The 11,719-nt window shown below is 52.8% G+C and carries 10 protein-coding genes; 6 read left to right on the top strand and 4 right to left on the bottom strand.

Translation table 11 applies throughout. The features are described 5' to 3' along the window. Positions 1-2: 2 nt before the first annotated feature. Positions 3-1,913, bottom strand: a complete 1,911-nt coding sequence (locus EH228_RS03630) for an ABC transporter ATP-binding protein (RefSeq protein WP_152320320.1) — start codon at positions 1,911-1,913, stop codon at positions 3-5. A 5-nt stretch (positions 1,914-1,918) separates the two neighbouring features. Further along, positions 1,919-4,036 carry a bifunctional 23S rRNA (guanine(2069)-N(7))-methyltransferase RlmK/23S rRNA (guanine(2445)-N(2))-methyltransferase RlmL gene (gene rlmKL / locus EH228_RS03625; protein WP_152320319.1) on the bottom strand — a complete coding sequence of 706 codons (2,118 nt, stop codon included), beginning with the start codon at positions 4,034-4,036 and terminating at the stop codon, positions 1,919-1,921. 157 nt (positions 4,037-4,193) lie between these two features. Between rlmKL and EH228_RS03620 the strand changes: the two genes are divergently transcribed. Further along, positions 4,194-5,309, top strand: a complete 1,116-nt coding sequence (locus tag EH228_RS03620) for a YcbX family protein (RefSeq protein WP_152320318.1) — start codon at positions 4,194-4,196, stop codon at positions 5,307-5,309. Between the two features lie 3 nt (positions 5,310-5,312). On the opposite strand, the gene EH228_RS03615 is transcribed toward EH228_RS03620, so the two are convergent. Together EH228_RS03615 and pyrD are read right to left on the bottom strand one after the other, a co-directional pair. Next, the gene (locus tag EH228_RS03615) at positions 5,313-5,858 is read right to left on the bottom strand and encodes a cell division protein ZapC (RefSeq protein ID WP_152320317.1); all 546 of its coding nucleotides are present in this window, start codon (positions 5,856-5,858) and stop codon (positions 5,313-5,315) included. Positions 5,859-6,032: 174 nt separating this feature from the next. Then, the gene (gene pyrD / locus EH228_RS03610; RefSeq protein WP_152320448.1) at positions 6,033-7,043 is read right to left on the bottom strand and encodes a quinone-dependent dihydroorotate dehydrogenase; all 1,011 of its coding nucleotides are present in this window, start codon (positions 7,041-7,043) and stop codon (positions 6,033-6,035) included. A 392-nt stretch (positions 7,044-7,435) separates the two neighbouring features. Between pyrD and ssuE the strand changes: the two genes are divergently transcribed. The 5 genes from ssuE to ssuB are packed head-to-tail and all read left to right on the top strand — an operon-like array spanning position 7,436 to position 11,700. Beyond that, positions 7,436-7,987, top strand: a complete 552-nt coding sequence (gene ssuE, locus EH228_RS03605) for an NADPH-dependent FMN reductase (RefSeq protein WP_152320316.1) — start codon at positions 7,436-7,438, stop codon at positions 7,985-7,987. A 10-nt stretch (positions 7,988-7,997) separates the two neighbouring features. Next, positions 7,998-8,957: a sulfonate ABC transporter substrate-binding protein gene (locus EH228_RS03600; protein ID WP_152320315.1), complete on the top strand. Its 960-nt coding sequence runs from the start codon at positions 7,998-8,000 to the stop codon at positions 8,955-8,957. Between the two features lie 11 nt (positions 8,958-8,968). Continuing rightward, positions 8,969-10,114: an FMNH2-dependent alkanesulfonate monooxygenase gene (ssuD, locus tag EH228_RS03595; protein ID WP_152320314.1), complete on the top strand. Its 1,146-nt coding sequence runs from the start codon at positions 8,969-8,971 to the stop codon at positions 10,112-10,114. Positions 10,115-10,123: 9 nt separating this feature from the next. Next, entirely contained in the window at positions 10,124-10,915 is a 792-nt protein-coding gene (ssuC, locus tag EH228_RS03590) for an aliphatic sulfonate ABC transporter permease SsuC (protein ID WP_152320313.1), read from the top strand. Then, the gene (gene ssuB, locus EH228_RS03585; RefSeq protein WP_152320312.1) at positions 10,912-11,700 is read left to right on the top strand and encodes an aliphatic sulfonates ABC transporter ATP-binding protein; all 789 of its coding nucleotides are present in this window, start codon (positions 10,912-10,914) and stop codon (positions 11,698-11,700) included. Before ssuC ends, ssuB begins: the two co-directional genes overlap by 4 nt. The last annotated feature ends 19 nt before the right edge of the window (positions 11,701-11,719 follow it).

The following is an 11,719-nucleotide window of genomic DNA, read 5'->3' as shown; positions in this document are numbered from 1 at the left end:
TATTAACCGTTCTTCAGCGATTCCAGATATTCCCAGCGCTCAAACGCGACGTCCAAATCTTGCTCTGCCTGCGCCATCGCATCCAACACCGGCTGTGTCACCGCATGGGACTGACTGAAGAAGTCAGCATCTGCTACTTTAGCCTGTAACGAGGCAAGCTGAGCTTCCAACGCCTCCATTTTCTCTGGCAACTGCTCCAATTCGCGCTGCAGATTATAACTTATCTTGCCAGTTGGACGCTTCGCCGGATCGCTTTTTACACTTTCCTGACGAACAGCACTGTCACTGGCCTTTCCCACTGAACGATTCTGCTTATAAGCTGCACGCTGCAACTGCGCATCATGGTAGCCGCCAACAAACGCCCCGATCTCACCGTTACCGTCGAAAATCCAGCATTCAGTCACGGTGTTATCAACAAATTGACGATCGTGGCTGACCAACAGTACCGTCCCCTGATAACCGTCAATCAATTCTTCCAGCAGTTCCAACGTTTCTACATCCAGATCGTTGGTCGGTTCATCGAGGATCAATAAATTACTTGGCTTCAGGAACAAACGAGCCAATAGCAGGCGATTACGTTCACCCCCGGATAAGGCTCGTACTGGCGTCATCGCCCGCTTGGGATGGAACAGGAATTCCTGCAGATAGCCCAATACATGACGTGGCTTCCCATTGACCATCACTTCCTGCTTACCTTCAGCGAGATTATCCATTACCGTCCGGTCGGGATCGAGTTCAGCACGGTGTTGATCAAAATAGGCGACGTCCAGCTTGGTACCAATATGAACACGGCCACTGTCCGCTTTCAATTGATCAAGCATCAACTTCAACAACGTGGTTTTACCACAACCGTTCGGACCAATCAGGGCAATCTTATCACCACGCTGAACCTGAGCTGTAAAGTGACGAACCAGTTGTTTCTCGCCGATACGATAGCTGACGTTTTCCAGCTCAAAGACAATTTTGCCCGAGCGGCTGGCCTCTTCCACCTGCATGTTGGCTTTACCCATCACCTCCCGGCGCTCAGAACGCTCCCGGCGTAAAGCCTTCAGCGCACGGACGCGTCCCTCATTGCGGGTACGACGGGCTTTGATCCCTTGACGTATCCACACTTCTTCCTGCGCCAGCTTGCGATCGAACTCTGCGTTTTGCATCTCTTCCACACGCAGCGCTTCTTCTTTGCCCAGCAAATACTGATCATAATTTCCTGGCCAGGAAACCAGCTTACCGCGGTCAAGATCAACAATACGCGTCGCCATATTGCGGATAAACGAGCGGTCATGGGAAATAAAGATGATGCTGCCCTGGAACGTTTTCAGAAACCCTTCCAGCCAGTCGATAGTTTCAATGTCCAGGTGGTTGGTTGGTTCATCCAGCATCAGTACTCGCGGATTACTGACCAGCGCCCTGCCCAATGCTGCTTTACGCAACCACCCGCCCGACAGTGATGAGAGCGCCGCATCGCCATCCAGACCAATCTGTTTCAGAACATCCTGAATGCGCGTTTCCAACTGCCACAGATTCTGATGATCCAAAATGCCCTGCAGACGCGCCATCTCATTCAGGTTTTTATCGCTCGGATCCGTCATCACCTGATGAGAAATAGCATGATAGGCTTTCAGATACTCAGCCTGCTCTTCCACGCCCTCAGCCACGAAGTCATAAACGGATCCCACCACATTACGCGGTGGATCCTGTTGCAGGCGCGCCACCACCAGGTCCTGCTCATAAATGATGCGACCATCGTCCAACGGTAACTCACGATTGATGATTTTCATCAGCGTGGATTTACCCGCGCCGTTACGGCCTACCAGACAAACTCGTTCATTTTCTTCGATATGCAGTTCGGTGTTATCCAATAACGGCGCATCGCTGAATGACAGGTAAGCCCCATGAATACTGATCAATGACATAAAACTTATCCTTTACTGGCGTGAGTAATCAGCCAGCAGTTATGAATTTGACGGTTACGGGCAAAATCCTGCGACTGAGTTTTGGTGGTGATTTCCTGCGCAGCAAGATTCAAGCTGGTCAGCCCGTCGTGGTCCATTTTGAAACCGCGTTTATTGTTAGAAAACATAATAGTACCGCCTTTACGCAGCAGCCTTTTCAGATCTTTCATCAACAGCAGGTGATCGCGCTGTACATCGAAGCTCTCTTCCATCCGTCTGGAGTTAGAAAAGGTAGGCGGATCGATAAAGATCAGGTCGAACTGCTCATTCGACTCGCGCAACCAGCTCAGACAGTCGGCCTGCAACAAACGATGCTGGCGCCCAGTCAACCCATTCAGCCGCAGGTTACGCTCTGCCCACTCCAGATAAGTGCGGGACATATCCACCGTGGTGGTAGTACGCGCGCCTCCCAGACCTGCATGTACGCTGGCGCTGCCGGTATAGGCAAACAGGTTGAGAAAATCCTTCCCTTTACTCATCTGCCCCAGCATTTTGCGGGCGATACGGTGATCAAGGAACAAACCGGTATCCAAATAATCCGTCAGGTTAACCCACAATTTGGCATTAAATTCAGATACGGCAAAGAAATCGCCCTTCTCAGCCAGTTTCTGATACTGACTTTTGCCCTTCTGCCGCTCACGGGTTTTCAACACCAGTCGGTTAGCCGGCAGATTCAGGACGCTCAACGTAGCAGCTATCACATCAAACAAGCGCTGGCGGGCCTTGCCCGCGTCAATCATTTTCGGCGGGGCATACTCCTGCACCACGATCCATTCGCCGTAACGGTCAACAGCAACGTTGTAATCCGGCAAATCGGCATCGTACAGACGGTAGCATTCAATTCCTTCCTGGCGGGCCCATTTCTCCAGCTTTTTCAGGTTCTTGCGCAGACGGTTGGCATAATCTTCCGCAATCTGACCCTGAGTACCGGATGCCGCGTTAACCGCCAACCGATAGTTTTTCTGCACACAATCCAACGGGCCGTTTTTAGCCTTGAACTGACGGTCAGCCCGTAATTGCAGGCAACTCAGCAATTCAGGAGACGCACTGAACAGCGACAAATTCCAGCCGCCGAAATGCTGTTTCATAATACGCCCAAGCTGGCTGTACAGCGCAATCAGCGCCGGTTCGCTTTCCAGACGCTCGCCATAAGGGGGATTACTCAACACGGTGCCGGTGACGCCGTCCGACAGCGGATTACTCAGCTTCAGCACATCCTGCGCGGTAAAACGGATAATCTCAGCCAGACCGGCTTTGCGGGCGTTGACGCGGGCACGGTCAATGACTCGAGAATCATGGTCATAACCATAAAAGCGCGAGGTTGTTTCTTGCAAACCACGACGGGCACGTTCCTGCGCTTCAGTGGTCACTTCACGCCACAGCATCGGGTCAAACTTGTTCCAGGCGGTAAAGCCCCAGTGATGACGATGCAGACCCGGGGCACGATCGGTGGTAATCATCGCAGCTTCGATCAACAGTGTCCCCGAACCACACATGGGATCGATCAGCGGCGTACCTGACTGCCAGCCTGAGCGCAAAACGATGGCTGCGGCCAGGTTCTCTTTCAGCGGAGCCTCCCCGGTCTGCTGACGGTAGCCGCGCTGATGTAATCCTTCGCCACTCAAGTCCAGCGCGATGCTGGCCTGATCATTATTCAGCCAGACGTTGATCCGAATATCCGGCTGCTCGCGGTCCACATCCGGACGCGGCAGATTTTTCCGGATAAAACTGTCAACGATAGCGTCCTTCACCTTTAGCGCGCCGTACTGACTGTTACGGATCACTTCATTCAGACCACTGAAATGCACGGCGAAGGTTTTATCACTGCTAAATATCGCCGGCCAGTCGATAGCCTGTACGCCCAGATACAGATCCAGGTCACTATAAACGCCGCATTCTGTCAGCGGCAGCAGAATACGGGAAGCCAGACGGCTCCACATCAGGCTCTGGTACATCAGACGATCGTCACCCTCGTAATGTACGCCGCCCTGGACTATCTGACAGGCCTGAGCGCCCATCGCTTCCAGCTCACTTTTTAACAGCTCTTCGAGCCCACGCGCCGTACTGGCAAACAGAGAATTCATAACGCCACTTATCGTCTTCAGAAAATTGTTGCGCATTATAGCTAATCACAGACGCATGTCATAAAGTTAGCTTCTTTTCGTCAGCGCTCCGATTGTATTCTGCTCTGACGCCGCCCTTTTGTCCCTTACTTACTGGCTATTAAGCCCGGAGACTTTGATGATTAGTCTGTCACGTCTGTTTATTCATCCCGTGAAATCAATGCGTGGAACCCAGGTTTCTCATGCGCAGGCACGGGAGAGTGGACTGGCGTTTGACCGGGTTTTTATGATAACTGAGCTGGATGGTACCTTTATAACTGCGCGTCAATACTCAGAAATGGTGCTGTTCACACCGGCGGTGATCCCGGATGGTTTGTTTCTTGCCGCGCCAGATGGCAGCTCAGCAACGGTGCGTTTTGATGATTTCCAGCCAGAGGCGGCGCCGACAGAAGTCTGGGGAAATCAATTTACCGCGCAGATAGCCCCTGTTGCCATTAATGACTGGCTGAGCAGTTTCTTTCCCCGACCGGTACAATTACGCTGGGTGGGCCATGAAATGACGCGGCGGGTTAAACACTTTGAGCACATTCCACTGGGATTTGCTGATGGTTTTCCTTTCCTGCTGATTAACGAAGCTTCGCTCTATGATCTGCGTCAGCGCTGTCCCGCCGGGATTAAACTGGAGCAGTTCCGCCCTAATCTGGTGGTGGCCGGAGCCGCAGCCTGGGCAGAAGACAGTTGGTCAACAGTACAGATTGGCGAGATCCTGTTCGATGTGCCAAAGCCCTGTAGCCGTTGTATTTTCACCACTGTCAGTCCTGAAGGGGGACGCAGGCATCCCAGAGGAGAACCGCTGAGTACGTTACAGACATTCCGTACCGCACAGGATGACAGCGGCGATATCGATTTCGGCATGAATTTGATCGCCCGTAACAGCGGGATACTGCGAGTGGGCGATGAGTTGCAGATCCTTGCCAGCAAGCCGCCTCGCCCTTACGGCGCCAGCAAGTCGGTAGAGCCTCTTGAGGTGGATGCCCGTGCGCAAGAGGAGATAGCAATCAGTTGGCAGGGTGAGACTTTCAAGGGTAACAATCAACAAGTACTACTGGAACAACTGGAGATGGCGGATTACCGCATCCCCTATTCCTGCCGTGCCGGGATTTGTGGCCGTTGCCGGGTTAAGCTGCTCTCCGGCGAGGTGCGTCCATTGAAGAAAGGCGCAGTGCGAGAGGATGGCACCATTCTCAGTTGCAGTTGTGTTCCAGCAAGCCATCTACAGCTGAGCGGAGGCTAGCCTTCAGACAGCCCGGGCGAAAGCCTGATTTTGTTGCTGAGCGTGCGGCAACAAACGATCATGCATCACCTTGATCGCGTCACCCAGTTGCATAGCTCGCCCGGCCAGCGTCAACTGCGGTTGAGCCAGTAGACAAAGCGCGGCACTTTCTCCTGTCTCAACCACCAACAACCTCGCCTCTTCACCGCTTTCACACAAGCGAACCGACACCAGCTCACCATCGGTCGGCTGCCAGTTTCCCTGACCGTGACTCTCAAAATGCCAGCTTTTCGGCATCAGTGGCTTAAGGAAGCGACTGGCCACCAGCGCATTGAGTACCAGTTCTGCTCGCTGGTCAGCATTTAATTCACAGCGGCGGCACTTCTCTTCAAAAGTAAAGAATAGCGCCGCGTCATCAACACAAAATCCTGAAGGATCAAAAGCATCTGGAGTCAGCATCTTACGCGAAAAACGTGAGCGAAATAGCATACCGTCGGCCAGATCCAGCATCATGCGATCATGTTCGGCATCAAAAAACCAGCGCCAGCTATCGTCAGGTTTAATCCTCATGATGTGTCCTGTAATGATAAATGAAGAATCGCTATTATCGATGTTAACGGGTTGGTTAACCTACAACATTAATCCCGCAATCTCTAAATAGACTGAATATGTTTAATACAGAGTAAAATATAAACGAGCCAGAGGCGAAAATAAAGCCCCTGGCATATTTAAGTCAGAATTGACCTAGAGATGAGTCACGATTTCTTTAATCAATGGCGGACCCTGGTAAATAAAACCAGAATATATTTGTACCAAAGAAGCTCCTGCGGCAACTTTTTCTCGTGCGGAAATCAGAGAATCAATTCCACCAACACCAATAATGGGCAGGCGTCCCTGTAGTTCCTGAGACAAACGGCGAATGACTTCAGTACTGCGCGACTGCAGAGGGCGGCCACTTAATCCCCCCGTCTCATTGCTATATTTTAAACCGCTAACCAGCGAACGATCGAGTGTGGTATTGGTGGCTATCACCCCATCAATATTATGGCGGACTAAACTGTCGGCAATTTGGATCAATTCTTCTTCTGAAAGATCCGGCGCGATCTTTACCGCCAGCGGAACATATTTATTATGGATCGTGGCAAGATCCTTCTGCCTGTTTTTTACCGCCAGTAGAAGATCATCCAGCGCCTCACCATATTGTAATGTCCGTAATCCCGGCGTGTTAGGCGAGGAAATATTGATCGCAATATAACCGGCGTAGGGATAAATTTTATCCATGCAGGCTAAATAATCATCCTTGCCCTGCTCCACCGGCGTGTCCTTATTTTTACCAATATTAATCCCTGTCACACCGTCGAATTGAGATTTTTTGACATTTTCAACCAGTCGATCCACACCGAGATTATTAAATCCCATCCGGTTAATGATGCCCTCCGCTTCCAGTACGCGAAAGAGTCTGGGTTTATCATTGCCCGGCTGCGGACGAGGCGTCACCGTGCCAATTTCAATAAAACCAAAACCCATCGCGCCGAAAGCATCGATACACTCGCCATTTTTATCCAACCCCGCAGCCAGACCAAGGGCATTTTTAAAGGTCAACCCCATACAGGTAACTGGCTTAAAAGGAAGGGATTGGCGGATCAGGTGAATGAACGGCGTACCGATCACCCTCTGCAACTGCTGAAGAGTCAGTTCATGCGCACGCTCAGCATCAAGCTGAAACAGCGCTTTACGAACCAGGTTATACATGATCGCTCCTGAATGCCCGAGGTTCCCGGGCCGGGAAAGGACTAACAGTCGATATCTTGCGATATAAACCCTGAAAACTGCGTTATCCGTCTGTGAACAATCTGCCCCATCTTTATTATGTCCAATACTTATGTGGGACAGCACCGGCGAAACCAGGCGGGCGCAGTGACGCTGCAGGCGCGAGGGAAAATGGTAAAGTCCTTTGAACGGAAAGTAAATTGTTTAAACCCTCATCAAGGGATTTGCCCCAATCTACCGGCCATTCTGTTCTTTATTCAGCAATTGACTTATCTATGCCAGAAAAATCATTTAAGCCTCCCCGTTCCCTCTGTCAGGATAGCGTTATTCTTCCAGAAATAAGCTTAATCAATAACTTTTAGTTATAAGGAGTAGTGATGCGCGTTATTACGCTGGCGGGGAGCCCTCGCTATCCTTCACGTTCCGCAGCCTTGCTCAGCCTTTGCCAGCAGGCCCTTGAACAGCGTGGTGCCGAGGTCATTCCGTGGAATCTGCATAATTTTCATCCTGAAGATCTCCTTTATGCCCGTTTCGATTCTCCCGCGCTGTTGGCACTGAAAGAAGATCTGGCCGTCGCCGATGGGCTGATTATCGCCACTCCGGTTTATAAAGCCTCCTTCTCCGGTGCGCTGAAAACGCTTCTTGATCTACTGCCTGAGCGTGCGCTTGAACATAAAGTCGTATTGCCACTGGCGACGGGCGGCACGATCGCGCATATGCTGGCCGTTGATTACGCCCTGAAGCCAGTGTTGAACGCACTTAAAGCGCAGGAAGTGTTACACGGCGTCTTTGCCGAGGACCCGCAAATTACGAATTATGATCGCCAGCCTGAGCTCTCGCCAGTGCTGGCTGCGCGTATTGCCGAATCAGTGGATACTTTCTGGCATGCGCTGGCCCGCCGACGCCAGCCACTCGCCGCCGTGGTTTGAGGAATACACCATGCACCTGTTTTCACGTTTAGTTATGGCGCTGATCCTCAGCAGTATTCTGACCAGCACCGCATTTGCTACGGAGACTGCCGCGCCCAACATTTTCCGCATTGGTTATCAGAAAGGTTCTGTCGGTATGGTATTGGCTCGCGCACATCATTTGCTGGAAAAACGCTTCCCACAGACCCAAATCAAATGGGTTGAATTCCCAGCGGGTCCGCAAATGCTTGAAGCGCTGAATGTGAACAGCATCGATTTGGGCAGTACAGGCGATATTCCACCTATTTTTGCCCAGGCCGCCGGCGCAGACCTGCTGTATGTCGGCTCCGAACCGCCGCAGCCCAAAGCCGAAGTGATTCTGGTCGCCAAAAACAGTCCAATTAAAACCGTGGCGGACCTCAAAGGTCACAAAGTCGCCTTCCAGAAAGGTTCCAGTTCACACAACCTGCTGTTACGAGCGTTGCAGAACGCGGGACTGAAGTTTAGTGATATTCAGCCAGCTTACCTGACACCTGCGGATGCTCGTGCCGCCTTCCAACAAGGCGATGTGGATGCCTGGGCAATCTGGGACCCTTATTATTCTGCCGCGTTACTGCAAGGAGGCGTGCGGGTCTTAACCGATGGTAGCCAGTTGCATCAGACCGGCTCTTTCTATCTCGCCACCCGGCCTTTTACCCAGGCCAATGGCGCCTTTATTACTCAGGTCTTGCAGACATTCAGCCAGGCAGATGCCCTGACCATCAGCGACCGCAATAACAGTATCGCGCTACTTTCCCTGGCGATGGGGCTGCCAAAACCGGTGATAGCCAGTTATCTGGATCATCGCCCACCGACCACTATCACTCCGGTCAGTGAAAAAACAGCGAAACAGCAGCAACAAACCGCAGATCTGTTTTATGCCAATCATTTGATGCCGGTAAAAATCGATGTTGCCAGCCGTATCTGGCATGACACACCGTCCACACTTTGAGGAGTTGTATTATGAGCCTTTCCGTTTTCTGGTTTCTGCCCACCCATGGTGACGGCCACTATTTAGGCACGGCTGAAGGCGCCCGTCCGGTCGATCATGGCTACTTACAGCAAATCGCTCAGGCCGCTGATCGCCTGGGCTTTGGCGGAGTACTCATTCCAACTGGACGCTCATGTGAAGATGCGTGGCTGGTTGCGGCGTCACTGATCCCGGTCACTCAGCGTCTGCGTTTTCTGGTGGCGTTACGCCCTGGCGTCATCTCCCCAACTCAGGCGGCAAGGCAGGCCGCTACGCTGGATCGTCTCTCCAATGGTCGGACGCTATTCAATCTGGTCACCGGTGGCGATGCAGAAGAACTGGCCGGTGATGGCGTATTTCTCGATCACCGTGAACGTTACGTCGAGTCGGCTGAGTTTACCCGTATCTGGCGTCGGGTGCTGGAAGGTGAAACTGTCGATTATGAAGGGAAGTATGTGCAGGTTCGCGGAGCGCGTCTGATGTTTAAACCCGTGCAACAACCCCGTCCCCCCCTGTGGTTTGGCGGTTCATCGGAATCCGCTCAGGATCTGGCCGCTGAACAGGTAGATGTCTATCTGACCTGGGGTGAACCCCCGGCACAGGTAAAAGAGAAAATTGAACAGGTTCGCGCAAAAGCAGCCGCGCAGGGGCGTAAAGTTAAATTTGGCATTCGTCTGCACGTGATCGTACGGGAAACCAGTGAAGAGGCCTGGCGTGCTGCTGACCGTCTGATTTCACATCTTGACGATGCCACCATTGCCAAAGCCCAGGCAGCACTGGCCCGAACGGATTCTGTCGGCCAGCAACGGATGGCCGCGCTGCACGGCGGTCGCCGTGACAAGCTGGTCATCAGTCCGAACCTGTGGGCGGGTGTGGGTCTGGTGCGTGGTGGTGCCGGTACCGCGTTGGTCGGCGACGGCGAAACCGTAGCGGCAAGGATGCAGGAATATGCCGATCTGGGTATTGATACCTTTATTCTTTCCGGCTATCCACATCTTGAAGAAGCGTACCGCGTCGGTGAACTCCTGTTCCCGCATCTGGATCTGGAAGTGCCGAAGATCCCGCAGCCCAGTGCCATCACCGCCCACGGTGAAGCTGTCGCACATGACTTCGTTCCTCAAAAAGTATCGCAGAGTTAAGAGGCATCCATGAACAAACCATTACAGCGCATTGGCAATCAGTTGCTACCGTGGGCGCTACCGGTGCTCCTGGTGGTAGTCTGGCAAATCGCTTCGCAAACCGGTTGGCTCTCAACGCGGATCCTGCCCTCGCCTAAAGCTATTGTGGTGACGTTCTGGAGTCTGTGCGTCAGCGGCGAACTCTGGCAGCATCTGGCCATCAGCAGTTGGCGTGCCGCCGTCGGCTTTACAATCGGCGGCTCGGTTGGCCTGATCCTTGGTCTGATCACCGGCATGTCCCGCCTCGGCGAGCGTCTGCTGGATACCTCAGTGCAAATGTTGCGTAACATACCGCATCTGGCACTGATCCCACTGGTTATTTTATGGTTCGGCATTGATGAGTCGGCCAAAATATTCCTGGTCGCGCTGGGGACACTGTTCCCTATCTACCTCAATACCTATCATGGTATCCGCAATATTGATCGTGGTCTGGTGGAGATGGCCCGCAGCTATGGTCTTTCCGGCTGGAGCTTGTTTATTCAGGTGATTCTGCCCGGTGCGCTGCCATCCATCATGGTCGGTGTGCGGTTCGCGCTGGGACTGATGTGGCTGACGCTGATCGTGGCTGAAACAATTTCAGCGAATTCCGGCATCGGCTATCTGGCCATGAATGCCCGTGAATTTCTGCAAACGGATGTGGTTGTGGTCGCCATCATTCTTTATGCCCTACTCGGTAAACTGGCTGACGTCAGCGCGCAATTACTGGAACGCGTCTGGTTGCGCTGGCATCCGGCTTATCAACTCAAAGAGGAAAACGTATGAGCGAAATCACTCCGTCACCGGCGCGCCTCAATACGGGTACGCCTCTGGTCGTCAACGGCGTCAGCAAACAGTACAAAGGGCGTACCGTACTAAACAACATCAACCTGCATATTCCTTCCGGCCAGTTTGTCGCGGTAGTCGGTCGCAGCGGTTGCGGAAAGAGTACCTTGTTGCGCCTGCTGGCAGGGCTGGAAAAAACCACTTCAGGCGAACTATTGGCGGGTAACGGTCCCCTGAGCGAAGCCCAGGAGGATACCCGTCTGATGTTTCAGGATGATCGTCTGCTCCCCTGGAAAAGCGTGATTGATAATGTCGGACTGGGACTGAAAGGCCGGACATGGAAAGACGCTGCCATGGAGGCCCTGAAAGCCGTGGGGCTGGCAGAAAGAGCCAAAGAGTGGCCAGCGGCGCTGTCGGGAGGACAAAAACAGCGTGTGGCGCTGGCTCGTGCGCTGATCCATCGTCCTGGCCTGCTATTACTGGATGAACCTCTGGGCGCGTTGGATGCGTTAACCCGGATCGAAATGCAGGATTTGATTGAATCGCTGTGGCAACAACATCACTTTACCGTGCTGTTGGTGACGCACGATGTCAGCGAAGCCGTAGTGATGGCTGACCGCGTATTATTGATTGAAGAGGGAAATATCGGGCTGGATTTAATGGTCGATCTGCCCCGTCCCCGGCGAAAAGGCTCGGTGCACCTGGCGGAACTGGAAGCCGAAGTGCTGGATCGGGTAATGAAACGTTCTCCGGTAGAAGTACAAAAACGTTACGGGCAGCGTTAGAAAAAAAGGAGGGGAAGAC

The organism is Erwinia endophytica (genome assembly GCF_009295515.1).
In the GTDB taxonomy this organism is placed as follows: Bacteria; Pseudomonadota; Gammaproteobacteria; order Enterobacterales; family Enterobacteriaceae; genus Erwinia; species Erwinia endophytica.
This window is presented reverse-complemented; position numbering and strand designations above follow the sequence as displayed.